Genomic DNA, 26308 nt, shown 5'->3' on the forward strand with positions numbered 1-26308 from the left:
AAGGACTGGAAAGATGACGAAGAAAGCGGAATGGCCGCGCAGGCTGCGGTCGCAGGAATGGTACGGCGGCACGAGCCGTGACGTGATCTACCATCGCGGCTGGATGAAGAACCAGGGTTATCCGCACGACCTGTTCGACGGGCGCCCGGTGATCGGCATCCTCAACACGTGGTCGGACATGACGCCGTGCAACGGCCATCTGCGCGAGCTTGCCGAAAAGGTGAAGGCCGGCATCTGGGAGGCCGGCGGCTTCCCAATGGAAGTGCCCGTCTTCTCCGCCTCTGAAAACACCTTCCGCCCCACGGCGATGATGTACCGCAACCTTGCGGCGCTTGCCATCGAGGAAACCATTCGCGGCCAGCCGATGGATGGCTGCGTCCTCATGGTCGGCTGCGACAAGACCACGCCGTCGCTGATCATGGCGGCCGCCTCCGTCGACCTGCCCTCGATCGTCGTCACGGGTGGGCCGATGCTGAACGGTTACTTCCGCGGCGAGCGCGTCGGCTCCGGCACGCATCTGTGGAAATTCTCCGAGATGGTGAAGGCCGGCGAGATGACGCAGGAGGAGTTCCTCGAGGCCGAGGCTTCGATGAGCCGCTCGTCGGGCACCTGCAACACGATGGGCACGGCCTCCACCATGGCCTCCATGGCCGAGGCGCTCGGCATGGCTCTGTCCGGCAACGCCGCCATTCCGGGTGTCGACAGCCGCCGCAAGGTCATGGCGCAGCTTACCGGCCGGCGCATCGTGCAGATGGTCAAGGACGACCTGAAGCCCTCCGATATCATGACCAAGCAGGCCTTCGAGAACGCCATCCGCACCAATGCGGCGATCGGCGGCTCGACCAATGCCGTCATCCACCTGCTGGCCATGGCCGGCCGCGTCGGCATCGATCTGACGCTGGACGATTGGGACCGCTGCGGCCGCGACGTGCCGACGATCGTCAACCTCATGCCGTCGGGCAAGTACCTGATGGAGGAGTTCTTCTATGCCGGCGGCCTGCCGGTCGTGCTGAAGCGCCTCGGCGAAGCGGGCCTCCTGCACAAGGACGCCATCACCGTTTCCGGCGAGACCGTCTGGGACGAGGTGAAGGACGTCGTCAACTGGAACGAGGACGTCATCCTGCCGGCAGAGAAGGCGCTGACGCAGTCGGGCGGCATCGTCGTCGTGCGCGGCAATCTCGCGCCGAAGGGTGCGGTGCTGAAGCCTTCGGCAGCCTCGCCGCATCTTTTGACGCATCGCGGCCGCGCCGTGGTGTTCGAGGATATCGACGACTACAAGGCCAAGATCAACGACGACAATCTCGATATCGACGAGACCTGCGTCATGGTCATGAAGAACTGCGGCCCCAAGGGCTATCCGGGCATGGCCGAGGTCGGCAATATGGGCCTTCCGCCGAAGGTGCTGAAGAAGGGTATTACCGACATGGTGCGCATCTCGGACGCGCGCATGTCCGGCACCGCCTACGGCACCGTCGTCCTGCACACCTCGCCGGAAGCCGCCGTCGGCGGTCCGCTGGCCGTGGTCAGAAACGGCGACATGATCGAGCTCGACGTGCCGAACCGTCGCCTGCATCTCGACATTTCCGATGAAGAGCTGGCGCGCCGCCTTGCGGAGTGGACGCCGAACCACGAGTTGCCGACGTCGGGTTATGCCTGGTTGCACCAGCAGCACGTACAGGGCGCCGATACCGGCGCCGACCTTGATTTCCTCAAGGGCTGCCGTGGCAACGCGGTGGGCAAGGACAGCCACTGAACGTCTGCGGGCGCGGTTCTGTGAATCGCGCCCGTCCTGTGTCATTTCGATACAGTTCGGATGACGCCTCGGCCCGCTGGCAACAGTTTTTTTTCCTTCGTCAATTTTTTCTACAGTCGCACGGAACCGGCGAGGGCGGGATCTCCTTTCAACTTACGATATCGGTCCAATTCCGGCCCGGTCGCTGAAGGGAGGTTCCCCATGTTTGAAAGATCACAAGGCGTATCGATCCCCAGAATAACGGGCGTATTGCTGGCCGCGGCGGTTCTTGCCGTTCCAGTTCATGCGCTCGCCCAGCAGAAAAGCCGTAGCGGCGGACTGGGTGTTGGCGTTGGCGTCAGCGTCGGCGGTCTGAATGCCGGTGTCGGTGCGAAAGTTGGAGGCAGCGGGGGGCTTGCAAACGTTGGCGTCAATGCCAGTGTCGGCGGCTCCAACGGTATCAATGCACGCTCGAACACAACGGTTGGCGGCTCGAACGGACTGGCGGATTCCCGCACGACCGCATCGATCGGCGGCCGTAACGGCGTGAATGCGGGTGTGAATGCGAATGTCGGCGGGTCGCGCGGACTGGTCGATGCCAACGTGAATGCGCGTGTCGGCGGTTCGAACGGCCTGCGTGCCAATGTCGGCGCCAATGTCGGCGGGCGCGGATTGGTCGATGCGAATGTCGATGTCGGCATCGGCGGCGGCACGGGTACCAACCCGGGCACGGGCGTGAACCCCAGCAATCCGGGTGGCGGCGTATCGACCGGCCGGGATCGAGACGTCGTGCGGCAGTTCTCGCAGATGTCGCGCGGCGAACGCATGCAGCTCATCAAGCGTTGCCGCAGCGTCAACAGCAGCGGTTACGATGCGAGCCTCGTGTCGCTCTGTCGTCTGCTGGAAACGGCATCCCGCTGATATAAATGGCGTGGCGGTCTTTTCGGGGCCGCCACGCCTCAACTTTGGCTCTGCGACTGGCTCTGGCCGGCCGTCTCCACGCGGATCGCAACGTTCATCGTCTCGGCAGCGTGCCCAACCACCATGCCGGAAACGGGTGCGGCGTCCTTGTAGTCGAGGCCCGTCGACAGGCGCACATAGCGGTCGTCGGGGCAGATCTTGTTGGCCGCATCGAACCCCACCCAGCCGAGGCCCTGCAGATGCACCTCCGCCCAGGCGTGGCTCGCCGTCTGCGCCGGCTCGTCCATCAGCAGGTAGCCCGAGACATAGCGCGCCGGCAGGCCGAGGTAGCGTGCGGCGGAGAGGAAAATATGGGCATGGTCCTGGCAGACGCCCTGCTTCTTCTCCAGCGCCTGTTCGGCCGTCGTGTCCGGTGCGGTCTCGCCCGGCCGGTAGGCCACCGCCGCGTGCAGCTTCGCCATCAGGTCGTGCATGCGCGAAAGCTCGCTGTCGCCGGCAGAGGCCCTGGCCAGTTCACGGACAAGCCTGCCGGGTTTCGTGAGCGGCGTCTCGCGCAGGTAGAGCCAGAGCGGCACGAAGCCCTGATGCGGACCGAAGACGCCGGCCCGGTCTTCCGTCTCCACCTCGCCTTCGGCGACGATGCGGATCGTCACCTGCTCGGCCTCGGTGCTCACGAGATCGACATGGTTTCCGAAATGGTCGGTATAGCCGGCCTCCAGATGAGCGCCATGCACGGTTGTCTTCCAATCCCGCACCGTCTGGCCCGGATGGTTCCTGGGCGTCAGCCGCAGCCGTTGCAGCGAATACTGCACGGGGTCGGCGTAATGATACTCGGTCGTGTGGCTGATCTTCAGTCGCATCCTTTGTCCTCGTCCAGCCACTAGCGATAGAAACGGTAGCCTTCGGAGATCTCTTCCCCGAGGCGGTTGTTGTGCACGATGAATTCCTCGATGAATTCGTGCAGGCCCTGTTCCATGATGTCTTCCATGGCGCGGCTGCGTAGCAGCATCATGGTCGACGACGCCGTGTCATGGGCGGCATGGTTCTCGCCGTAGAGCTTGGCGAGGTATCCGAGATTGGTGACGATCTTGTCGTAGCTATAGGCCAGCGAGCGCGGCATGCGATCGTTGAGGATCAGGAAATCCGCGATGTTGGCCGGCGAGTAGTCGCCGTCATAGACCCAGCTGTAGGAGCGGTGTGCCGATACGGAGCGCAGGATGGATTCCCATTGCTTGTTGTCGAGCGAGGAACCGACCTTGGCGATGGCCGGCAGCAGCACGTAGTACTTGACGTCGAGGATGCGCGCGGTGTTGTCCGCCCGCTCGATGAAGGTGCCGATGCGCGAGAAGTTGTAGATGTCGTCGCGCAGCATGGTGCCGTGGAACGCGCCGCGGATAAGGCCGGTCCGGCGCTTGATGACGTCGATGATCTCGGGCATGTCGGCCGGCTTCGCGCGCCTGGACAGGAGCTGCTTGAGCTCGATCCAGCATTCGTTGGTCGCTTCCCATGTCTCCCGGGTCAGCGCGGTGCGCACCATGCGGGCATTGTTGCGCGCCGAATCGATGCATGACATCACGCTGGAGGGATTGGCGCGGTCGCGCAGCAGGAAGTCGATCGCATCCGCGCTTGTCAGCGTGGCGTGCACGGCGTCGAAATCCTCTCTCACGCCGGCGCTTTGCAGCACGCCGTCCCAGTCCTCGTCGGAGGAGCCGGAGCGCGTGAGCGCCATGCGCAGGCCCGCGTCGATCAGGCGGGCAATGTTTTCAGCCCGCTCGATATAGCGGAACATCCAGTATAGGCCGTTTGCAGTGCGTCCCAGCATCGGCTCAGTCCTCCAGTACCCAGGTGTCCTTCGTGCCGCCGCCCTGGCTGGAGTTGACCACCAGCGAGCCTTCTTTCAGCGCCACGCGGGTCAGCCCGCCGGGAATGATCTGCACCTTGTCGGACACGAGCACATAGGGTCGAAGATCGACGTGCCGCGGCGCGATGCCCTTGTTGACCATGATGGGAACGGTGGAAAGCGACAGCGTCGGCTGCGCGATATAGTTGGAGGGCCGGGCCTTCAGCTTTTCGGCGAAGGCCGCGCATTCCTTCTTCGAGGCGGTGGGACCGACCAGCATGCCGTAGCCGCCGGAGCCGTGCACTTCCTTCACGACGAGTTCGCTCAGGTGTTCCAGCACGTATTTCAGGCTGTCCTCTTCCGAGCAGCGCCAGGTCGGCACGTTCTCCAGCATGGCCTTGCGGCCCGTGTAGAACTCCACGATCTCGGGCATGTAGGAATAGATCGCCTTGTCATCCGAAATGCCGGTGCCGGGCGCGTTGGCGATCGTGATGTTGCCGGCGCGGTAGACGTCCATGATGCCGGGAATGCCGAGGGCGGAATCCGGCCGGAAGGTCAGCGGATCGAGGAAATCGTCGTCGACGCGGCGGTACAGCACGTCGATGGCTTCATAGCCGCGCGTCGTGCGCATCTTCACCTTGCCGTCGACGACGCGCAGGTCCGAACCCTCCACCAGCTCCACGCCCATCATGTCGGCGAGGAAGGCGTGCTCGTAGTATGCGGAGTTGAAGATGCCGGGCGTCAGCACAGCCACGCGCGGCTTGCCCGAGCAGCCGGGAGGGGCGAGCGAGGCAAGGCTCTGGCGCAGGAGTTTTGGATAATCCTCGACGGGCCGCACCTTGTTGATGTGGAACAGCTCCGGGAACATCTGCATCATGGTTTCCCGGTTTTCCAGCATGTAGCTGACGCCGGAAGGGGTGCGGGCATTGTCTTCCAGCACGTAGAACTGGTCTTCGCCCGTGCGCACGATGTCGGTGCCGACGATATGGGTGTAGACGCCGCCCGGCGGCTTGAAGCCGATCATCTGCGGCAGGAAGGCCTCGTTGCGCTCGATCAGCTCGCGGGGAATGCGGCCGGCCTTGATGATTTCCTGCTTGTGGTAGATGTCGTCGAGAAAGGCGTTGAGCGCGATGACCCGCTGTTCGATGCCCTGGGCGAGCTTGCGCCATTCGCGTCCGGAAATGATGCGGGGAATGATGTCGAAGGGGATGAGCTTTTCGGAGCTGTCTTCGTGGCCGTAGACCGCGAAGGTAATGCCGGTCTTTCGAAAGAGGTTTTCGGCTTCCTTCGATTTGGCGATCAGGCGGGCCCGATCCTGCCCCTCGTACCATTCATGATAGTGTTCGTAAGGCTGGCGCGGGTTCGAAGCCGCATTCATCATTTCGTCAAATGCCAAAGGCGTGTTCCCCTTTTTTCCCATTTGAGTACAACATAGGGGGCAATGCAAGAACCATGCTCAATTAGCGATGAAGAATTCGCGTGAGGGTTGGCGCGCCGGCGAAACCGTCCTGCTCGGCCCTTCGCTGCCGCGAAGGAGGCCGGCTTGCGTGGGCGGCGGCGGGGCCGGGCTGAGTGGTTGCTCAAAAAAGCGGCAGTTGCCGCAGGGCTGATCGGCGACATTTTTTGCTGAACCTAAGCTTCAGGGAAATTCCTTTGACCGGCACGCGGGCGGGCCTTATCGCTCGCGCACGATTGTTCTCCTGCCGGTACTTCCATGTCGCTCGACCGCCTGGCGCCTGCCATCTTCGTTCTGCTCTGGTCGACCGGCTGGGTGGTCGCGAAATATGCGACCATCGTCTCCGAGCCGCTGACCTTCCTCGGCGTCCGCTACCTCGTCGCGGCCGTGCTGTTTGCCGGCCTGTGCCTGGTATCGGGCGTATCCTGGCCGCGCGACGGGCGCACCATTGCCCACGCCGTCATCTCCGGCGCGTTCCTGCACGGTTTTTATCTCGGTGCGCTGTGGTGGGCGATCGGGCAGGGGGTTCCGGCGGCGCTTTCCTCCATCATCGCCGCGCTCCAGCCGCTGATGACGGCGCTCGCCGCACCGTTCTTCATCGGCGAGCGGCTGAGTAGGGCGCAGAAGGCGGGCCTCGGTCTCGGCTTTTCCGGCGTGCTGCTTGCCGTCGTACCGAAGTTCTTCGGCCATGGCGCGTCCGAGATCCCGGCCTTCGCCATCGTCATCAACATGCTCGGCATGGCGGCCGTGACCTACGGCACGATCTACCAGAAGCAATATCTGCGCACGGGCGACATCAGGGCGATCGCCACGCTGCAATATATCGGCGCGCTGATCGTAACCGTGCCCTTCGCGTTGGCGCTCGAGACGCAGCATATCGATTTCGGCTTTGCCTTCGTCGCGCTGGTCGCCTGGTCCGTCCTGGGCATTTCGATGGGTGCGATCCTGCTACTGCTCTATCTCCTGCGCCGCGGCCAGGTCTCGCGCGCAGCGTCGCTGATCTATCTGGTGCCGCCGCTCGCAGCCCTTCAGGCGGCCGCGGTCTTCGGGGAGGAGCTGACCGTCCCGATGATCCTCGGCACGGCCATCGTGGTCGTCGGCGTCTATCTTACCAACCGCAAGGACGTCGCCCAGGCTGCGTGACGCGACGCCCGCCGCACGGCCGTCTCAGTAGTCGACGAGCTGCAGTGGATCGTCCGTCGTTCCGAACGTGGGGTGTACGCCGAGCAGGGCGGCCGAGCGCGCGATGATGTCCTTGGTGATGGGTGCGGCGGTCGAGGCCGCGGTGCGCCCTCCGTTCTCGCCGGTCTTCGGCGCGTCGACGAAGGTCAGCACGACGTAGCGCGGCTTCGCCATCGGGAAACCCGCGATAAAGGCGTTGAAGTTGATATCCTTGGCGTATCGCCCATTGATCACCTTGTCGGCCGTACCGGTCTTGCCGCCCACGTCGAAGCCCTCGACCTGTGCGGAGCGGCCGGAGCCGTTCATGCCGTTCCAGCGGTAGAGGAAGCGCATGTCGTTGCTGGTCTTGTCCTTCACCACCGCGCGGGCGATCTCCGCGGCTGCGTCTTTCGACCGGGGAAGGAAGGTCGGGTTGATGAGGTTTCCGCCATTGATGAGCGCCGCCGCCGCGACGGCCGTCTGGAGCGGCGTCGTGGCGACGCCGTGGCCGAAGGAGATGGTGACCGAATTGATCTTCTTCCATGTCCGCGGCTGGGTGGGTGTCGCGACGCCCGGCATCTCGGTCTCCATCTTCGACAGCAGGCCAAGCCGGGTCAGGAATTCGCGATGCCCGTCGATGCCGACCCGGTCGGCGACGGCGGCCGTGCCGATATTGGAGGAATACTGGAACACCTCCGGGATGGTGAGAGGCCGGTTCTTGCCCCTGAAATCGCGGATGGTGAAGCCGCCCATGCGGATCGGGCGGGAGGCATCGACCACGGAGGACAGCGTGATATGTCCCGCGTCGAGCCCCATGGCGAGCGTGAAGCCCTTGAAGGTCGAACCCATTTCGAAGGTCGCGTTGCTGACCCGGTTGAACCAGCCCTTTTCGTAGTCCCGGTCGATGCTGCCATCGGCCAGCGTGCGCGAGGGCTGGTTGGGATCGTAATCGGGCACGGAGGCCATCGCGAGCACCTCGCCGGTCTCGGCGTCGACGATGACGGCGCCGGCGGCTTCCGCCTCGTACTTGGTCATCGCATTCTGGACGACATCGCGGACGATATGCTGGACGCGCAGGTCGATGGATAGCCGCACGGGCTCCATGCGCGTGTCGTTGGTCAGGCCGGCGGCCCTCAGATCGGCATAGCCCTGCTGGTCGATATAGCGCTCCATGCCGGCCAGGCCGAGATTGTCGATGTTGACGTGGCCCACGACATGGGCTGCGGTTGGCCCCCCGGGGTAAAAGCGCCGTTTTTCCGGGCGAAAGCCGATGCCGGGGATACCGAGTGCGAGAATGTCGGCCTGCTGGCGCGGCGTGAGCTGGCGGCGCAGCCATTGGAAGGCCGACTTCGATTTGAGCCTGCGGTGCGTTTCGCTCCAGTCGAGGTCGGGCATGACGGTGGCAAGCTTCTCGACGACCTCGTCGGCATCGATGACCTTGCGTGGCTCGGCATAGAGCGAGACCGTGTTGATATCCGTCGCCAGAAGCTGCCCGTGGCGATCGAGGATATCGGGGCGAGACGCGACGGTGTGCTGGTTGAAATTGATGGCGCCCGCCGTGAGCGTGTCCGTCAGGCCGTATTGCACGAGGCGCGCGCCGACGCCGGCATAAAGCATGACGAAGCCGGCGATGAGCAAGGCGATGCGCCGGCGCGGGTCAGGCCGCGAAAGCAGCACGCCGCGGTTCGCCTTGGCCCGGATGGTGAAATGGGCGCGGCTCCTCAGCCTGACGATGAAGGATATCATTCGGGCAAAACTCGCGCATGAAACGAAGCGCAAGCCTGCCTGCCGCCGGCCCGAAAGCCAACCGACGGCCGGGCAAATGGCCGTATGTCATTAAAACTGCATTAATATACATTTAAAATTGGCAAAGACGGCTTAACGCTTTCGCAGCGGTGAAGAGCCGCCTTGCACATACGAAAACGGCGGGCCGAGGCCCGCCGTCTGCATTGATCTGTCGTGGGTTCAGGCCTGTTCGCGGCGCTGGCCTTCCGGCCGGCGCGGCTTGCCCTGACGCTGCGGACGGCCCTGGCCGTTGCCGCCGCCATGGTTGCGGTTCTGGCGTTCGCCCTGCTTCTGGGCGGGGCGGCCGTGCTGCGGACGCTTTGCGCCCGAAGGGGCCGCACCTTCCGCCGCCTGCGCGCCATCGCCGAAGGGCTTGCGGGCCGGGCGCTGGCCGGCGCGGCCGCCGCCGTTGCCGCGACCCTTGCGCGACTTGCCGCCGGGGCCGGCGGTGATGACGGCAGGTGCTTCGCCGCTGGCGACGGTGATCTGGATGCCCATCAGCTTCTCGATGTCGCGCAGCAGGTGCGCTTCGTCGGGCGTGCAGAAGGCGATCGCGATGCCGTCGCGGCCGTTGCGGGCCGTGCGGCCGATGCGGTGGACATAGGCGTCCGGTACTTCCGGCAGGTCATAGTTGTAGACATGCGTGACGCCGAGAATGTCGATGCCGCGGGCGGCGACGTCGGTCGCCACGAGGACGCGGATCTCGCCGTCACGGAAGGCCTTGAGCGCGCGCTCGCGCTGGCCCTGGCTCTTGTTGCCGTGGATGGACGCGGCCTTGAAGCCGATATGGTCGAGATGCTTCATCAGCTTCTCGGCGCCATGCTTGGTGCGCGAGAAGACGAGCGACAGGCCATCCGGATTGTCGGTGAGCGTCTTGCGCAGGATCTGCGCCTTCTGGTCCTTGCCCGGAACGTGGTGGACATACTGCTCCACCTTGTCGGCCGCCTTGCCCGGAGGGGTCACTTCGACCTTCTTCGGGTTGACGAGATATTCGCCGGCCAGTTCGCCGATCAGCTTCGGCATGGTGGCCGAGAAGAGCAGCGTCTGGCGGTTCTTCGGCACCATCTTGGAAATCTTGCGCAGGTCATGGATGAAGCCGAGGTCCAGCATCTGGTCGGCTTCGTCGAGCACGAGATAGCGGGCCTGCGTCAGCGTCACCGACTTGCGCGCGACGAGGTCGAGCAGGCGGCCGGGCGTGGCAACGAGGATGTCCGTGCCGCGGGACAGCATTTCCGACTGCTTGTTGATGGAGGCGCCGCCGACGACGGTGACGACACGCAGCGGCGTCTTCTTCACGAAATCGCGCAGGTTGTCGGCGATCTGGTTCACCAGTTCGCGGGTCGGGGCGAGAATGAGGGCGCGGATGTTGCGCGGGTCGGGACGGCGGGCGTCGGCCAGCAGCTTCTCGATCATCGGCAGGCCGAAGGCGGCCGTCTTGCCGGTGCCGGTCTGGGCGAGACCGATCAGGTCGGAGCCTTCGAGGACGAGCGGGATGGCCTTTTCCTGGATCGGCGTCGCTTTTTCGAAGCCGAGGGCGGAGAGGGTAGCGACGATGGTCTTCGAGAGGCCGAGGTCGTGAAAAGTGGTCAAGTCAAATACCTTTCGGGGCGCCAAACGACTTTCCTAAGCAGTTCCGGACGCAAAACCGCGTCACACTTTTGCTGGAACTGCTTCAGGCCGGAACGCACCATGCGTTTCCGGTTTCGTTCGGCGTCAAGAACCCCGCGTGAATTGGGAACTTGTGGGTTGGTTGGCAGTCGTCTGCGCAGTCATCCGAAAAATGGGAGTCGGATCGTTCTCTTGCGCTTGTCCTTCTTAGCATCCCTCAAGCGGGAAATCGCAGGCTCGCTCACGCGGCGGCCGAAGGGCGACGCTGGGCCTCATGTCGTTGTTTTACGGCAAAAAGTCAAGTCCTGATTTCGCAGCTGCGAAAGCAGAGCCGTCATTCCATGCGCAGATCAAAGTCGGCCGACGCGGATATGGCGCCATTGATCAGCACCTCGATGCGGTGCGTTCCGGGATAGTAGACGCGCGTGGTGATCGCCCGGATGGCGTGGTCCCTGATGATCGTCTGGCGCGCGCCGGCGGGCAGGTCGAGCTGCTTCCACTTGAAAACCTTCGGCGCCAGCGTGCCGTTCGCCTTCACATGATGGATGGCATAGTCGATCATCAGCCGCTGCGGGGCCGTGTCGCCGTTGGTGACGTCGATCGCGAAGCCCAGCTTGTCGCCGAAAACAACGACGGGCGTCGAGACCGCCAGCGTTGCCTCTATGCCCCTGGCGGCGGCGAAGCCGAAATTGGCGAGCGCCTTGGCATTCCCCTTCTTGAGAAGGGTGCGCGAGGCGTGGCGCAGCAGTTGCCGCCGCGCGGGCGACGCGCCCTCGATATGGCGCTCCACGAAATCGGCGACGAGGGCAGGATGGTCCTTGGCGATGTCGTTCAGGCTGTTGGCGACGGAGCGGCGCACATAGTCCTCGGGGTCGTCGAGAAGGGCAACCAGGATCGGCAGGATCGGATGAGGGTTCCTGACGAGACCGGGCAGGCGCATGGCCCAGGGCAGGCGGGGCCGGGTGCCCTCGCTGGCGAGCCGGCGGGCATGGTGATTGGGGTCCGTCACCCAGCCGGAGATTTCGGCAAGCGCCCGGTCCTCATCGGCATGGATGAAGCGGCGAATGCCGAACTCGGCGGTGAAATGGGGCGTCAGCGCTTTCAGGAGCGCGAGCGACAGATCGAAATGCGCCAGGCCGTATTCGGACACGAACTGGTTGACCGGCAACAGCGCCCAGCCGGAGAGACCGGGCCTGCCTTCCGCCGGCAAGGCGCGGCGCAGGATGTCGGCGGCAGCGGGATAGTCGGCGGGAAGGGTTTGCGCCAGCGCCTGACGGATCCGGTCGGCCCGCTGCATCAGCTCGAGCGCATCCATGCCGGCGGTCGCCAGCCCGGTGAACCGGCCGCCATCGAAATCGGGCGCCGCGCGGGAGATGTGCGTGGCCATCTCCTTCACGAGCCCGGGATGCAGCAGGTTCTTCAGCGGTTCGGCCATCGGTCTTCTCCTGTCGGTGGGCGAGTTTACCGGGCGTCTGCGCCACGGTGATAGGGGGCGGCACGGCTTTCCAACAGCTTCGTGCCTATCGCCATCCGGAACCGGAAAGGGCGCCTTGCGTTGGATGATACGTATCTGGCCACAATCATGTGGGATGCTTCTCGGTGCAGACGAGCTGCACCGATGAACCTTGCTACGGGAGTGAAATATGACCGCTACGACTTGGATTCTCGCCGCCGACGGCAATCAGGCCCGCCTCCTCAAGGGCGTGAACCTGCTGAAGGACGAACAGCAGAGCCCTGAGCAGGAAGTCTTCCGCTGGGAGCCGAAGCGGGTGCAGGACATCATGGCCGACAAGCCCGGCCGCAGCCATTCTTCGGTCGGCCCCGGCCGCTCCGCCATGGAATATTCCAGTGATCCGGTGCGTGACGAACAGCAGAAATTCACCGCCGAGGTGGCCGGCCGTATCGATGATTACGCCGCCGAAGGCGCCTTCGACCGTCTGGTCGTCTGCGCCGCCCCGCAGACGCTCGGCGACCTGCGCAGCAAGCTTTCCGACAAGGCCCGCACGCTGACCATGGCCGAGATCGACAAGAACTTCTCGAACCTTCCGACGGAGAAGCTGATCTCTTCCGTCCGCTCGATCATGTTCAACGCCTAAGAAGCGGTCAGAGGCAGATTGAACGTGTGTTTCTTTCCCCTTCTCCCCGGTGGGGAGAAGGGCAGGCAACGGTATCCGACAAATCTAGAAATCCGTGGGAACGCCGCCCTCTTCCTTGCGCCTGGCGACGAACGCATCCAGTTCGTCCTCGATCGCGGGGTCGAGCGGCGGTCGCTCATACGCGTTGAGCTTTTCCTTGAAGACCCGGTTGGCGTGATCGTAGGTGGTCGGCCGGCCGGCTTCCGTCCATGTCTCGAAATTACGCCAGTCCGACAGGATCGGCGAATAGAACGCGGTTTCGTAGCGCGCCAATGTATGCGGCGTGCCGAAGAAATGCCCGCCCGGGCCGACATCGCGCACCGCGTCCACACCCAGCGCATCCGCGCTCACATCGAGCGGTGTCAGGTACTCGGCCACCATCTGCAGCATGTCCACGTCGAGGATGAACTTTTCGAAGGACGCCGTCAGGCCGCCCTCGGTCCAGCCGGCCGCATGCATGATGAAATTGCCGCCGCCCTGGGTCAGTGCCCACAGCGAGAAGGCGGTTTCATAGGCCGATTGCGCATCGAGCGTGTTGGACGCGTTGGTGTTGGAGGTGCGGTAGGGGATGTTGTACTTGCGGGCGAGCTGGCCGCCGGCAATGACCGCCTTCATGTATTCCGGCGTGCCGAAGGCCGGTGCGCCCGTCTTCATGTCGACATTCGAGGTGAAGCCGCCATACATGACCGGCGCGCCGCGCCGCACCATCTGCGTGAAGGCGATGCCGGCGAGCGCTTCGGCATTCTGCTGCACCACCGCGCCGGCGACGGTGACCGGCGCCATGGCGCCCGCAAGCGTGAAGGGCGTGACCACCACGACCTGATTGCGCGACGACATCTCGATGATGCCCTGCAACATCGGCCCGTCGAGACGCAGCGGCGAAGAGGTGTTGATGATGGTGAAGAGCGAAGGCTCGCGCTCCATCTGCTCCATCGAGATACCGCGGCCTATGCGGGCGATCTCGATGCCGTCGAGATTGCGCTGCCTGCCGAGCGAATAGACGTGGAACACCTTGTCGGTGAGTTTCACGAGGTCGGACAGGCAATCGAGGTGGCGCACCGAAGCGTGGATGTCGACCGGCTCGACGGGGTAACCGCCCGTCGTGTGGATGATGTCGTAGGACTGGGCGAGCTTCACCAGCTTGCGGAAGTCCTCCTGGTTGCCGGCGCGGCGGCCACCCTCGCGATCCGCCACGAAGGGTGCGGACGCGACCTGCGCGAAGACGAGATTGTTCCCGCCGATCTCGACATTGCGCTCGGGATTTCGTGCATGCATCGTGAAGCCCGACGGCACGGAGGCGATCATGTCCATGATGAGGCCGCGGTCGAAGCGCACCCGGTCTGTGCCGGGCGTGACGTCGGCGCCGGCCGCCTTCATGCGCTCGCGTGCTTCCGGCAGGATGATATCCATGCCGATCTCTTCGAGGATGGTGAGCGAGGCCTGGTGCACGGCCTCGAGCGCGTCCGCCGAAAGCACGGCCGACGGGGCCGTCGTGTTGACGAGGTTGAGATATTTCGCGGTGGCCGGCGGTCGTCGCACCCGTTCGGCGCCGCGTCCGCCGGTGCGGCGTCGGCGCTCCTGCGGCGCGTCGGACGCTTGATGGTCGAGATGGTTTTCGAGCTTGATGACGTCACCCATGCGGCACGACCCCGGTCTGTTCTGCCATTCACGCCTTTTCTCATATCTGCCGGCGACATGCGCAGCCATTTGCGACAGGCAAGCGCCCTGATGGAGAAGAGCCCCTCAAGTCATGGCAACGAAGTATTAACCATCCGTTCAAGGATTGGTGATACTCCCCGAGCTGTGTGAAACCTTCCTTCCGTGCCGCTTCGGGGAGTACTGGCATGGCCGAAACGCAAGACGAGTTGCTGGAAGCGGCCTGTGCGCGGGTCCGCGCCCATCCGCATCCGGCCTATGTCAAGAGCAGCGAACTGCGCTATCTCGCTGTCAACGCGGCCTATGCGGAGCTCTTCGGCCTGGACGCTGCGGCGATGATCGGCCAGCGCAGCGACGAGATCGGCGAGGCTCCAGGCCTCGGCGATCGGGACGACCCGGAACGTCGTTGTCTCGTCTTCGGCAATCCCGAACAGGCCCGTTTCATCCATCCCTTCGGCAGCGGCAGTTTCGACATCGCGCTTCGGCGTGAGCGCCTTTCGCCGGCGCTCTCCATCCTCGTCGGCCTGTTCACGCCGTCGACCGCGGCCGCCGCGCCTCCTGCGGCAAACGGCAACGGAACGCTTCCTGCAAGCCCCGACAGCCGGGACGGGATTGTGGATGCGCTCGAAACGCTGGGCGCGGGCGTCGCCGTCTTCGGGTCGGATAATCGTCTGACCTATGCAAACCGCGTGATGCGGGAATTCTACAAGAGGCTTCTCGGCGACGCGGCGGATGGATCGGTCGATCTTGCCGCTGTTGCCGCCGCCCTTCACGACCTTGAGGTCGGAGAAAGGCCGCAGGCCGAGCGCGCGGCCTGGATCGCAGCGCGCCTTGCCAGTTACGACCTGCCGCTCTTCGAGACCACCGTTCGGGTCGGGGAGGAGTGGGTGCGCATCGTCACGCAGCGCCGTCCGGATGGCGCGCTTGTGGTCCTGCGGATAGATGCGACCGCCGTGCGCGACAGCGAACATCGCCTGACGCAGCAATTGCAGGAGATCAGCCTCTACCGCGCATTGCTCGACGAGCTTCCCGTCGCCAGCTTCATGCGCGACGAAGAGCAGCGCATGATCTTCGCCAACCGCGCCTTCATCGAGCTGACCGGCCGGCATCCGGAGGAACTGCTCGGGCGAACCACGCGCGAGATGTATCCCGAACAGGGCGAGGCGTTTCACGAGCAGAACCAGTTCGTGCTCGACACCGGCGAACTCGTCGAAAGCGAGATCGAGTATCTGCGTGCGGACGGCTCCGCTTTGCCGACGATTTCGCGGCTCTACCGCGTCACGACGCTGGACGAGAAGCGCTACCTGATCGGTTCGATCACCGACACGACCGTGTTGATGAAGCGCGAGGCGCAGCTGATCGAGGCGCAGCGGCAGGCCGAAGCCGCCCGCGCGGATCTCGAAAGCGTCGTGGAATCGCTGCCCGTCGGCATCGTTGTGGTGGATGGCATCGGCGTTATCGAGCTCGTCAATGGCGCCTTCCAGTCCTTGTGGGATGGCGCCTTGCCGCCCATGAAGGGGCGTCCGCTCGGCCAGCTGATGCGGTTCCTGCGCGAGCAGGGCGGGGAAAGCGAAGGCGGCTGTGGCTCGAGCCCCGAAAGTCACGAGCAGGCGCTGTGTTCCATTCGGTCCGGCACCCGATCGGCACGCGAGGTCGCCTATGCGAACGGCCGCACGCTGATCGAGGCCGGCTGCACGATTTCGGGCGACCGCTGCCTTTTGACCTTTATCGACATCACGGACCGGCGTGAACGCGAGCGCGAGGTTCTTCAGACCCGCAGCGCCCTGGAAGAGGTCGGCAGCCTCATGAAGGACGCGGTTTCCTCGATGAGCCAGGGCCTGCTCATCGTCGAGGATGGGACCGTCGTCCTGTCCAACGAGGCGCTGGCATCGATGATCGCGATGCCGCCGCACCTGCTCCAGCCCGGCGCGCGGCTTGAGGATCTGGTGCAAAGCTGCGTCGACCGCGAGATCGCCGGTTTCGTGGGAGACGAGCCGGTCGAGACCAGCGCGTTCGGGCGCATCCTGTTCACCGGCAGGCCGGCCACGCTCACCGTCTTCAGCGGGTACAAGCGCTGGTTGCGCCTGGATGTGACGCCGACAGGACGCGGCCGCTCGGTCATCGTCTTCTCCGACATCACGGACATCAAGAGCCGCGAGGACGAGTTGCGCCGGCTCGTCGCGCACGCCGAGATGGCCGACCGTGCCAAATCCGAGTTCCTGGCCAATATGAGCCACGAAATCCGCACGCCCATGAACGGCGTGCTCGGCATGGCCGAACTGCTCGCCAAATCGCAGCTCGATACGCGCCAGAAGACCTTCATCGATATCATGGTCAAGTCGGGCAATGCACTGCTGACGATCATCAACGATATCCTCGATTTCTCGAAGATCGATGCCGGTCAGATGACGCTGCGCGACGTGGTGTTCAACCCGGTCGAGGCCGTGGAGGACGTTGCGACGCTGCTGTCGGCGCGGGCGGCGGAAAAGGATATCGAGCTCGTCGTGCGCGGCGCGGCCAACATGCCCGCCGCCGTGAGCGGCGACGCCGGACGCTTTCGCCAGATCATCACGAACCTCGTCGGCAATGCGGTGAAGTTCACCGAGCGGGGCCACGTCCTCATCGACCTCGCGTCGCGCCTGACGGAAACGGGCGTGGAGATCGTCATCCGTGTCGAGGATACCGGCGCCGGCATTCCCATCGAGAAGATGGAATCGATCTTCGAGAAGTTCTCGCAGGTCGACAGTTCCTCGACCCGGCGCCACGAGGGAACGGGTCTCGGCCTTGCAATCACGGACGGGCTGACGCGCCTTTTCGGGGGCACGCTGGAGGCAAAGAGCGAGATCGGCACGGGCTCGGTCTTCACCGTGCGCCTGCCGATGGCGCTTGCCGCCGCACCGGTGCCGGACCGCATCGTGCCGGCTCGGGTGAAAACCGCGCGGATCGTCGTGGTCGATGCGCATGCGCTGTCGCGCAAGGCGTCTCACGACATGCTGCTCGACTGGGGGTTCGACGCCACGGCGGTCGCCTCGGAAGACGAGGCGCTTGCGGTGCTGGCGGCGGCCGAGGATGCCGGTGTGCGGGTCGATGCCGTCATTCTGGATTACAGGCCCGATCATTCCCCTGCCTTCGTAGCGGCCCTTCGCAACCATCCCGGCACGGCGGCCATTTCGCTGATCGTGCTGACCTCGATGAACCTGTCGTCCGAAGACGACATGCTCGCCGGGCAGGATGTGCAGGCACATCTCATGAAGCCGGTGCGCGCGGACCAGCTCCACGAGACCGTTTCGGAGGTGCTGCGTGCGGCACGCGGCGCCAAAAACCGGGGCGGCGCCGCACCGGCGGCGGAGAACAATATCCTGCCCCTGCGCCCCGCCTCTTTGCCGGCGACACCGGCAACGCAGGCCGAGGGCGAGACGCTCGATGTTCTTGTGGCCGAAGACAACGAGGTCAACCAGATTCTCTTCACGCAGATGCTCACCGCCGCGGGGCTGCGCTTCCGCATCGTGGGCAATGGCGAGGAGGCGGTCGCGATCTTCCGGGAAAGTCGGCCCGGCGTCATCCTGATGGACATTTCCATGCCGCTGATGAACGGGCTGGAGGCGAGCCGCGCGATCCGCGCGCTGGAGCGGGGCACCGGCAACCGCGTTCCCATCATCGCTGTCACGGCGCATGTGCTGCACGGCGACCGCGAGGAATGCCTTGCCGCCGGCATGGACGACTATCTCGCCAAGCCGATCAGCACCGAGAAACTGGAAGAACAGCTCGACCGCTGGCTGAAGCGCAGCAACGCCGCCGCCGCAAACGGCAGGCAGCACTGAGCGTCAGGAAACGGGTTTTTCGCCGCACAGCATCTCGCGCTTGCCTGCAAAGCCGGGCCGCCGCTCGACGGTGAAGCCGGCCGCGGCGAGATTGCGCCGCACGAAGCCGGCTGCGGCATAGGTCGCAAAACGCCCGCCCGCTGCGGTGAGCCGGAAAACCGCCTGCATCAGCTCCGGCGACCACATGTCCGGGTTGCGGGACGGCGCGAAGCCGTCGAGATACCACGCGTCGAAGGGCTCTTTCTCGTCGTTCAGGCTGTCGAGTGCCGCGCCGCAGACGACGGTGAGGCGGACTCTGGGTTCAAGCGCGATCTCCACGCGTCCCGTCGGCGCATCGGGCCATTTTTCCGCGAGCAGACTGCGTTCGCGGTCGATTTCCGGCCAATGCGCGAGCGCGCGGTCGATGTCGGCGCGGGCCATCGGGAAGAGCTCGAAAGATGTGAAGTGAAGGCTTGCGCCTTCGGGCGCGCTTTCGCGCCATTGCCGCCAGGTTTCGCACAGGTTGAGGCCGGTGCCGAAGCCGAGTTCGCCGATGCGGAAGGTCCCGTCGCGCTGCCAGCGGCGCGGCAGGTCGTTGCCATCAAGGAAGACGTGGCCGCATTCCAGCCGACCGTCGCTGCGGCAATAAAAGTGATCGTCAAAGGCACGGGAATAGGGCATATCGCCCTCGTGCCAATCGAGGGCCGTTTCAACAGTCGTATTTTCAGGATCGTGATCAGCCATGGCGCATGCCGATAATCGCGGGAAGGCCGCCGGTCAACCGGGCGTGGACCTGCTTGTCGTCGGCGGCGGTGTCATGGGCCTGTGGACGGCGCTCCATGCCGCGCGCAGCGGCCGCTCGGTCACGCTCGTGGAGAAGCGCCGGATCGGCGCCGGTGCCAGCGGCGGCGTGCTCGGCGCGCTGATGGCGCATCTGCCGGATCGCTGGAACGCCAAGAAGGCTTTTCAGTTCGAGGCGCTCGTCTCGCTGGAGGCCGAGATCGCCGCGCTGGAGGCTGAAACGGGCCTCTCGGCCGGCTACCGCCGCTCCGGCCGCCTCATCCCGCTGCCCAAACCGCACAACCGCGATCTCGCTGTGCGCACGGCCGGTGAGGCGCTGTCCCATTGGCGAACGCCGGATCGCGCCTTCGCCTTCGAGGTTCTGGATCGCGCGCCCGCGGCCGGCTGGCCGGCCTCTGCGGCCATGGCGCATGGCGTCGTACACGACCAGCTTGCAGCCCGTCTCTCGCCCCGCGCGCTTCTTGCCGCCCTGAGGGCTGCGCTTGGGCAACTGGCGAATGTCACGATCCGCGAAGGTGTCGGGGTCTCCGGTCTCGATCCTCATGCCGGAGCGGTGGGGTTCGACGATGGTACGGATCTCTCCTTCGGTCATTGTGTGCTGGCGGCCGGTGTTGAGGCGTTCGACCTGCTCGAATCCCTTTCTCTGCCGGTCGCGCGCCCGCTCGGCAGTGCGGTCAAGGGGCAGGCGGCGCTGCTCAAGGCATCGGTCGATCCGGAATTGCCGGTGATATTCGCCGATGGTCTCTATATCGTGCCGCATGACGATGGCCTCGTTGCCGTGGGCAGCACCAGCGAGAACGACTTTACCGATCCGCACGGAACCGACGGCCTGCTCGACGCACTGATCGAGAGGGCGCGCGTGACGGCGCCGGTCCTTGCCGACGCGCCCGTCGTGGAGCGCTGGGCGGGGCTGCGGCCCAGGGCGATCGGCCGAGAACCGCTGGTCGGCCGCCATCCCGATCACGCCCGCATCAGCCTCATGGCGGGCGGCTTCAAGGTCAGTTTCGGCATCGCGCACCGCCTTGCGCGCCAGGTGCTGAACGAGATCGAGGGCGGCACGCTCGACGTACCGCCCTCTTTCGCCGTCGCAGCCCACTTCGAGGAAGCCCGACGTCTCTAGCGTTCCTTACATCCAGTAGGGCGGAACGCCGTAGTAGTCGTGGATCACCTTGCCGTTCTGGCGGTTCCACTCATATTCCGCATCGCTTTCGTAGTGCGGCGCCTTCTCGACCTGGTCCTTGGTGACGTCGACGCGGTAGCCGCCGAGGCCTTCGTCATAGTTCAGCTTGCTCCAGGGCAGCGGATAGTGATCGCTGCCGATACCGAGGAATCCGCCGAAGCTGAGCACCGCGTAGGAAACATGGCCGCTTCTCTTGTCGAGGATCAGGCGCTCGACCGAGCCGATATGCTTGCCATCGGCACCGTAGACGCTCGTGCCTTCGACCTTGTCACTGGCAATGAGATCCTGGGTTTCGCGAATGTTTGCATCCTGCATGGTCATAGTGTTTCTCCTTGGTTGACATGGACAGAAAACGGTTCCCGACGCTAATGGTTCCTCTCAAGTGCCAGATTTCGTTCGACTTCGGGCAGTCCGGTGCTAGGGTGAGGCTCTCCGCGACGGAGGGCGCGAGGCGATGGCCAAGGAGGTGGAATGACGGACAAGACTTACGCACGCGACCTTGTCGGCTACGGCCGTAATGCCCCGCAAGTGCGCTGGCCGGGCGATGCAAACATCGCCGTGCAGTTCGTGATCAACTACGAGGAAGGCGGCGAGAGCTGCATTCTGGACGGCGACCCGGCCTCCGAATGCCTGCTGTCGGAAATCGTCGGCGCAGCGGCCTGGCCGGGCCAGCGCAACCTCAACATGGAATCGATCTACGAATATGGATCGCGCGCCGGCTTCTGGCGGCTGCACCGTCTCTTCACCAGCCGCAATGTCACGACCACCGTCTACGGCGTGACGCTCGCCATGGCGCGCAATCCCGAAGCGGTCGCGGCCATGAAGGAAGCCGGCTGGGAGATTGCCAGCCACGGCTATCGCTGGCTGGAATACAAGGATTTCTCCGAGGAGACGGAACGCCAGCATATCCGCGAGGCCGTGCGCCTGCACAAGGAACTGACCGGCTCGCATCCGCTCGGCATGTACCAGGGCAAGCCCTCGGCCAACACGCTGCGGCTTGTCATGGAGGAGGGCGGCTTCGTCTATTCTTCCGATTCCTACGCCGACGATCTGCCCTACTGGGTGCCGGGGCTCGACGGCGAGCCCTTCCTCATCATTCCCTACACGCTCGAAACCAACGACATGCGTTTCGCCACGCCGCAGGGGTTCAACACCGGCGACCAGTTCTTCACCTACCTGAAGGACGCCTTCGACGTTCTGTATCAGGAAGGTGCGGAAGGCAGCCCGAAGATGCTGAATATCGGCCTGCACTGCCGCCTCGTCGGGCGTCCGGGCCGTGTCGCAGCACTTGCCCGCTTCGTCGATTACGTGCTTGGCCACGAGAAGGTGTGGATCCCGCGCCGTATCGACATCGCCCGCCACTGGATCGAGAACCATCATCCGTCGAAGGGCCGGGGCGCATGATCGAGCGCGTGGATTTCCTTGCCCGTTTCGGCGGCGTCTTCGAGCATTCGCCCTTCATTGCCGAGCGGGCGCTGGATGCCGGCACCGTGGCGGAGCCGCTGACGGCTGCCGGCGTGCATGCGGCATTGACCGCGGTTTTCCGCAAGGCGAGCCCGGACGAACAGATGGGCGTGCTGCGCGCGCATCCGGACCTTGCCGGCAAGCTGGCGATTGCCGGCGAGCTGACGGAGAACAGCCGCAAGGAACAGGCCGGCGCCGGGCTCGACCGGCTGAGCGCCGAAGAACATGCCCGCTTCACCGCGCTCAACTCGGCCTATACCCAAAGATTCGGCTTCCCCTTCATCATCGCCGTGAAAGGGCTGACGAAGGACGATATTCTCGCTGCCTTCGAGACGCGGATCGGCAATTCCGCGCAGGAGGAATTCGAGACCGCGAAAACCCAGGTGGAGCGCATCGCGCTCCTGAGATTGACTGCTCTGCTCCCCGGAGACTGACGATGCCCGATGACCCACGACCGCCCTTCCTCTCCCCGGGAGGGCTGTCCGATGGCTGAGACACTGACGATCCGGCCCCTGAGCCCAGACGCCTTCGCGCCGTTCGGCACGGTGATCGAAGCGGACCCCGCCACCATGCGCCACATCAACGGCGGTACGACCGAGCGCTATCACGCGCTCGCGGAGGCCGAAGCGACGGGCGAGGATGCGAAGGTCATCATCAACCTCTTTCGCGGCAGTCCGCGCACCTTCCCCTATGCGATCGACATGATGGAGCGCCATCCGTTCGGCAGCCAGAGCTTCTCGCCGCTGGACGACAGGCCCTGGCTGGTCGTGGTGGCCGAGGACGAGGGCGGCAGGCCCGGCAGGCCGCAGGTGTTTCGCGCGGGCGGGCGCCAGGGCGTCAATTACCGGCGCAATGTGTGGCACCACCCGCTGATCGCGGTGGGTGCCGTCAGCGATTTTCTCGTCGTCGACCGCCTCGGCGGAGGCGTCAATCTGGAAGAGCATTTCTTCGACACGCCTTACATCATCGAGAAACCCTGAGAGGACGCCATGAGCAAGCCCGGACGCCTCACCACCCATGTGCTCGATACCGCGCTCGGCAAACCCGCCGCCGGCCTGCGCATCGATCTCTACTGGATCGAAAACGAGGAGCGCCAGCATATTACCACCGTCACGACCAACGGGGACGGACGCGTGGATGGCGCACTTGTCGAGGGCGTCGGTTTCATGGCGGGTGTCTATGAGCTGGTGTTCCACGCCGGCGATTATCTGCAGGGCACCGGCGCCGATCTGCCGGATCCGGCCTTCCTCGACCGCATCCCGCTGCGCTTCGGCGTGGCGGATCCGTCAAGCCACTATCACGTGCCCCTGCTGCTTTCGCCCTACGGCTACTCGACCTATCGCGGGAGCTAGAGCACGGCTTTCATCGCCTTGCCCGCCACATAGGTCTCGCGCACCGCGCGGTCGTCGCCCATGGTCTGGAGCAGGAAAAGCTCGTCGGTGAGGGAGCGTGTGACTTCCATCTTCAGCGCCATGGCCGGGGTGGCGGCGGCGTCCAGCACGACGAAATCGGCATCCGTGCCGGCCTCCAGCGTGCCGATATGGTCGGATAGCGAAAGCGCTTCCGCATTGCCGAGCGTCATGTGATAGAAGCTCTCGAACGGGTTCAGCCGCTCGCCGAGCAGCTGCTGGATCTTGTAGGCCTCGTCCATCGTCTTCAGCATGGAATAGCTCGTGCCGCCGCCGATATCGGTGGCGACGCCGATCCGCACGGGTTTTTCGCGCCGCGACAGCGCCTTCAAGGGGAAGAGGCCGGAGCCGAGGAAGAGGTTCGAGGTGGGGCAATGCACCGCGACCGCGCCGGCCTCGCTCATCGCATCCGCCTCGCGCTCGGAGAGGTGGATGCAGTGGCCGAACAGGCTTTTGGGGCCGAGCAGGCCGTATTTGGCGTAGATATCCGTGTAATCGATGGCGTCGGGGTAGAGCTCGCCGGTGAAGCGGATTTCCTCGTGGTTCTCCGACAGGTGCGTCTGGATGTGCAGGTCGGGGAACTCCCGGGCGAGGGCGGCCGTCATTTCCATCTGCGCCGGCGTCGAGGTGATGGCGAAGCGCGGCGTGATGGCCACATGGTTGCGGCCCTTGCCGTGCCATTCGGCGATCACGGCGCGTGTCTCGTCATAACCCATCTGCGGCGTGTCGAGCAGGCCCTGCGGGGCGTTGCGGTCCATCATGACCTTGCCGCCGACCATGCGCATGCCGCGCTTCAGGGCCTCGGCGAAATAGGCGTCGGCCGAGGCCTTGTGCACGGAGCAGTAGGCGACCGCCGTCGTGGTGCCGTGGCGGATCATCTCGTCGTAGAAGTGCCTTGCGATGCGGGCGGCGTGCTCGCTTTCGACGAAACGGCATTCCTCGGGAAAGGTGTAGGCGTTCAGCCATTCGAGCAGGTTTGCGGCATAGGAGCCGATCACCTGCATCTGCGGGAAATGCAGATGCGTGTCGATGAGGCCGGGCAGGATGAGGTGCGGGCGGTGATCGATCTCGTCGGCATCCGCGGCGGCCTCGGCGCGCACGGCACTGTAGGGGCCGGCCGCGACGATCGTACCGTTCTCGACCAGCAGGCCGCCGTCTTCCTCGTAGCGATAGCTTTCCGTGTCGTCGATGGCCTGCGGGCGGCGCAGGAAGGAGAGCAGGCGTCCGCGAACGAGGGTTTGTGTCATGGCGGTCAGCTTCCTTCCGTTGATGTTTCGAACCACGCGGTGATGAGGGCGCGCTCCTGAGGCGTCATGCCGGTGAGGTTGCCCGGCGGCATGGCGTGGCTGCGTCCTGCCTGCAGATAGATCTCGCGGGCATGAAGGGCAATCTGCTTATCGCTTTCGAACACAACGTCTTTCGGTGCAGCCCGAAGCCCCTCCCAGGCGGGCTCGGCCGCATGGCACATGGAACAGCGCGTCGAGACGAGATCGCGCACCGCGGGGAAATGGCCGTTGGCGGCGAAGCGCTGGGCGGTCGGGGGCAGGGCGGCGTCGGCACTCTCGCCGGTCAGCACCTTCGGCACGGTGGAGAGCCACATGATGACGAGGAAGATCAGCGCCGTCACGAGCCAGGTCCAGGTCGGCCTGCCCTTGCGGGCGTGGGTGGTGTTGAACCAGTGGCGGATGGTGACGCCCATCAGGAAGACGAGGGCGGCGATGATCCAGTTGAAAGGCGTCGCGAAGGCGAGCGGATAGTGGTTCGACAGCATGAAGAAGATGACGGGCAGCGTCAGGTAGTTGTTGTGGGTCGAGCGCTGCTTGGCGATGACGCCGTATTTCGGATCGGGCGTGCGGCCGGCGATGAGATCGGCCACCACGACGCGCTGGTTCGGCATGATGATGAAGAAGACGTTCGCCGACATGATCGTGGCGGTGAAGGCGCCGAGATGCAGGAAGGCGGCGCGGCCGGTGAAGACCTGCGTGTAGCCCCAGGCCATGGCGACGAGGATGAAATAGAGGACGATCATCAGTCCCCAGGTGTTTTTGCCGAGCGGCGACTTGCAAAGCAGGTCGTAGAGGATCCAGCCGAGCGCCAGGGAGGCGAGCGAGATGAGGATCGCCACCGGGGTTGAGACATCCAGCACGTTGCGATCGACGAGGAAGAGATCGGCGCCGCCGTAATAGACGAGACAGAGCAGCGCAAAGCCGGAAAGCCAGGTCATGTAGCTTTCCCATTTGAACCACGTCAGATGCTCGGGCATCGAGGCCGGGGCCACGAGATATTTCTGGATGTGGTAGAAGCCGCCGCCATGCACCTGCCATTCCTCACCATAGGCGCCGGCGGGAAGATGCGGCCGTTTCACCAGGCCGAGATCGAGCGCGATGAAGTAGAAGGACGAGCCGATCCAGGCGATGGCGGTGATGACATGCAGCCAGCGGACGGCGAAGGTCATCCATTCCCAGGCAATGGCATATTCGTACATGCGACGCGTCCCCTTCTCGATTTGTCCCGCAGTGCACATTGCGCAAGAATCGACGGGGAGGGAAGGGCCGCATTGGCGAGACTGCCTCTGCCTGCGGATGCGGCACGCAAAACGTCGCCCTGAACGGAACCGGCGCGGGGCGCAGGGTATTTCCGTATCATGACCTATGAACTCTATTACTGGACCGGCCTTCAGGGGCGCGGCGAATATGTCCGCCTTGTGCTTGAGGCCGCCGGAGCACCCTATCGCGACGTCGCGCGCGAGAAGGGTGACGATATCATCGGCAAAGTGACCGAGGAGATGGCCACCCCTTCCTTCGCTCCGCCTTTCCTGAGGGATGGCGAGGTGGTCGTCGGTCAGGTGGCCGCCATTCTGCTCTATCTGGGAGACAAGCTGGACCTTGCGCCGAAGGACCCGAAGCTCAGGCTCTGGACGCATCAAATACAGCTTACCATCGCCGATTTCGTCTTGGAGGGCCACGACGTGCACCATCCGATCGGCGCCGGGGAATATTATGAGAACCAGAAGCCGGAAGCGCTGCGCAGGGCGCGGGAATTCCGCAGCGCGCGCGTTCCCAAATTCCTCGACTGGTTCGAGCGGATCCTGGAGCGAAACGAGCAAAGCTCCGAGCATCTCGTCGGGAAAGATCTGAGCTATGCGGATCTGTCGCTCTTCCAGGTCATGGACGGCCTTACCTATGCTTTCCCGACGCTGATGGACGACCTTTACGGAGACTATCCGAAGATCAAAGCGGTTTGCGCCGTTGTTGCCGGGCACCCGCGGATCAGGGCGTATCTGGAGAGCGAGCGCCGCCTTGCGAGCAATGAGAGCGACCTTTTCCGGCATTACCCCGAACTGGATGCCGAGGCTTGAAC

Annotated in this window: 22 protein-coding genes; 11 read left to right on the forward strand and 11 right to left on the reverse strand. The window is 64.5% G+C overall.

Annotated elements, in window-relative coordinates:
* Positions 1-13 precede the first annotated feature (13 nt).
* Together araD and B5M41_RS06000 are read left to right on the forward strand one after the other, a co-directional pair.
* On the forward strand, positions 14-1753 hold the full coding sequence (gene araD / locus B5M41_RS05995) for an L-arabinonate dehydratase (protein WP_134646836.1): 1740 nt from the start codon (positions 14-16) through the stop codon (positions 1751-1753).
* Between the two features lie 201 nt (positions 1754-1954).
* Positions 1955-2653, forward strand: a complete 699-nt coding sequence (locus tag B5M41_RS06000; RefSeq protein WP_134646838.1) for a hypothetical protein — start codon at positions 1955-1957, stop codon at positions 2651-2653.
* Positions 2654-2691: 38 nt separating this feature from the next.
* Here the strand turns inward: B5M41_RS06000 and B5M41_RS06005 are convergent, their stop codons facing one another.
* Genes B5M41_RS06005 through B5M41_RS06015 form a run of 3 tightly spaced genes read right to left on the reverse strand, consistent with a single transcriptional unit; the run spans position 2692 to position 5874 of the window.
* Positions 2692-3513 carry a transglutaminase family protein gene (locus tag B5M41_RS06005; RefSeq protein WP_134646840.1) on the reverse strand — a complete coding sequence of 274 codons (822 nt, stop codon included), beginning with the start codon at positions 3511-3513 and terminating at the stop codon, positions 2692-2694.
* A gap of 20 nt (positions 3514-3533) precedes the next feature.
* Positions 3534-4475: an alpha-E domain-containing protein gene (locus B5M41_RS06010; protein WP_134646842.1), complete on the reverse strand. Its 942-nt coding sequence runs from the start codon at positions 4473-4475 to the stop codon at positions 3534-3536.
* A gap of 4 nt (positions 4476-4479) precedes the next feature.
* Complete coding sequence (locus B5M41_RS06015; RefSeq protein WP_202402138.1) at positions 4480-5874, reverse strand: circularly permuted type 2 ATP-grasp protein; 1395 nt, start codon at positions 5872-5874, stop codon at positions 4480-4482.
* Positions 5875-6207: 333 nt separating this feature from the next.
* On the opposite strand from B5M41_RS06015, the gene B5M41_RS06020 reads away from it, so the two are divergent.
* On the forward strand, positions 6208-7092 hold the full coding sequence (locus tag B5M41_RS06020; RefSeq protein ID WP_134646846.1) for a DMT family transporter: 885 nt from the start codon (positions 6208-6210) through the stop codon (positions 7090-7092).
* Positions 7093-7116: 24 nt separating this feature from the next.
* Here the strand turns inward: B5M41_RS06020 and B5M41_RS06025 are convergent, their stop codons facing one another.
* The 3 genes from B5M41_RS06025 to B5M41_RS06035 all read right to left on the reverse strand — a co-directional run bounded on the left by B5M41_RS06025 (position 7117) and on the right by B5M41_RS06035 (position 11938).
* Positions 7117-8856: a peptidoglycan D,D-transpeptidase FtsI family protein gene (locus B5M41_RS06025; RefSeq protein WP_134646848.1), complete on the reverse strand. Its 1740-nt coding sequence runs from the start codon at positions 8854-8856 to the stop codon at positions 7117-7119.
* 219 nt (positions 8857-9075) lie between these two features.
* Positions 9076-10485, reverse strand: a complete 1410-nt coding sequence (locus B5M41_RS06030; RefSeq protein WP_134646851.1) for a DEAD/DEAH box helicase — start codon at positions 10483-10485, stop codon at positions 9076-9078.
* Between the two features lie 352 nt (positions 10486-10837).
* A complete protein-coding gene (locus tag B5M41_RS06035; protein WP_134646853.1) occupies positions 10838-11938 on the reverse strand; it encodes a DNA alkylation repair protein in 1101 nt (366 codons plus the stop codon).
* A 208-nt stretch (positions 11939-12146) separates the two neighbouring features.
* Between B5M41_RS06035 and B5M41_RS06040 the strand changes: the two genes are divergently transcribed.
* Complete coding sequence (locus B5M41_RS06040) at positions 12147-12599, forward strand: host attachment protein (protein WP_134646855.1); 453 nt, start codon at positions 12147-12149, stop codon at positions 12597-12599.
* Positions 12600-12683: 84 nt separating this feature from the next.
* On the opposite strand, the gene B5M41_RS06045 is transcribed toward B5M41_RS06040, so the two are convergent.
* Entirely contained in the window at positions 12684-14276 is a 1593-nt protein-coding gene (locus B5M41_RS06045; RefSeq protein WP_134646857.1) for a trimethylamine methyltransferase family protein, read from the reverse strand.
* Positions 14277-14482: 206 nt separating this feature from the next.
* Here B5M41_RS06045 and B5M41_RS06050 point away from each other — a divergent pair, with 206 nt between their 5' ends.
* On the forward strand, positions 14483-18115 hold the full coding sequence (locus B5M41_RS06050; protein ID WP_134646859.1) for a PAS-domain containing protein: 3633 nt from the start codon (positions 14483-14485) through the stop codon (positions 18113-18115).
* A 3-nt stretch (positions 18116-18118) separates the two neighbouring features.
* On the opposite strand, the gene mnmC2 is transcribed toward B5M41_RS06050, so the two are convergent.
* Positions 18119-18838 carry a tRNA (5-methylaminomethyl-2-thiouridine)(34)-methyltransferase MnmC2 gene (gene mnmC2 / locus B5M41_RS06055; protein ID WP_134646861.1) on the reverse strand — a complete coding sequence of 240 codons (720 nt, stop codon included), beginning with the start codon at positions 18836-18838 and terminating at the stop codon, positions 18119-18121.
* On the opposite strand from mnmC2, the gene B5M41_RS06060 reads away from it, so the two are divergent.
* Positions 18837-20015, forward strand: coding sequence for an NAD(P)/FAD-dependent oxidoreductase (locus B5M41_RS06060; RefSeq protein ID WP_134646863.1), 1179 nt, complete (start codon positions 18837-18839; stop codon positions 20013-20015). The genes mnmC2 and B5M41_RS06060 overlap by 2 nt on opposite strands.
* 6 nt (positions 20016-20021) lie before the next feature.
* On the opposite strand, the gene B5M41_RS06065 is transcribed toward B5M41_RS06060, so the two are convergent.
* Positions 20022-20396 (reverse strand): PRC-barrel domain-containing protein, encoded by a 375-nt coding sequence (locus B5M41_RS06065; protein ID WP_134646865.1) that lies wholly within the window; start codon positions 20394-20396, stop codon positions 20022-20024.
* A 150-nt stretch (positions 20397-20546) separates the two neighbouring features.
* Between B5M41_RS06065 and puuE the strand changes: the two genes are divergently transcribed.
* The 4 genes from puuE to uraH are packed head-to-tail and all read left to right on the forward strand — an operon-like array spanning position 20547 to position 22891.
* Positions 20547-21479 carry an allantoinase PuuE gene (gene puuE, locus B5M41_RS06070; protein WP_134646867.1) on the forward strand — a complete coding sequence of 311 codons (933 nt, stop codon included), beginning with the start codon at positions 20547-20549 and terminating at the stop codon, positions 21477-21479.
* Positions 21476-21973, forward strand: coding sequence for a 2-oxo-4-hydroxy-4-carboxy-5-ureidoimidazoline decarboxylase (gene uraD, locus B5M41_RS06075; RefSeq protein ID WP_134646870.1), 498 nt, complete (start codon positions 21476-21478; stop codon positions 21971-21973). The genes puuE and uraD overlap by 4 nt, the downstream gene beginning before the upstream one ends.
* A 51-nt stretch (positions 21974-22024) precedes the next feature.
* Complete coding sequence (locus tag B5M41_RS06080; protein WP_134646872.1) at positions 22025-22519, forward strand: ureidoglycolate lyase; 495 nt, start codon at positions 22025-22027, stop codon at positions 22517-22519.
* Between the two features lie 9 nt (positions 22520-22528).
* A complete protein-coding gene (gene uraH, locus B5M41_RS06085) occupies positions 22529-22891 on the forward strand; it encodes a hydroxyisourate hydrolase (protein WP_134646874.1) in 363 nt (120 codons plus the stop codon).
* On the opposite strand, the gene guaD is transcribed toward uraH, so the two are convergent.
* Together guaD and puuD are read right to left on the reverse strand one after the other, a co-directional pair.
* Positions 22888-24195: a guanine deaminase gene (gene guaD, locus B5M41_RS06090; protein WP_134646876.1), complete on the reverse strand. Its 1308-nt coding sequence runs from the start codon at positions 24193-24195 to the stop codon at positions 22888-22890. The genes uraH and guaD overlap by 4 nt on opposite strands.
* A gap of 5 nt (positions 24196-24200) precedes the next feature.
* Entirely contained in the window at positions 24201-25433 is a 1233-nt protein-coding gene (puuD, locus tag B5M41_RS06095; protein ID WP_134646878.1) for a urate hydroxylase PuuD, read from the reverse strand.
* Positions 25434-25592: 159 nt separating this feature from the next.
* On the opposite strand from puuD, the gene B5M41_RS06100 reads away from it, so the two are divergent.
* Positions 25593-26306 (forward strand): glutathione S-transferase, encoded by a 714-nt coding sequence (locus B5M41_RS06100; protein ID WP_134646880.1) that lies wholly within the window; start codon positions 25593-25595, stop codon positions 26304-26306.
* Positions 26307-26308: the final 2 nt, after the last annotated feature.

It is taken from the genome of Shinella sumterensis (assembly GCF_004514425.2).
Taxonomy (GTDB): domain Bacteria; phylum Pseudomonadota; class Alphaproteobacteria; order Rhizobiales; family Rhizobiaceae; genus Shinella; species Shinella sumterensis.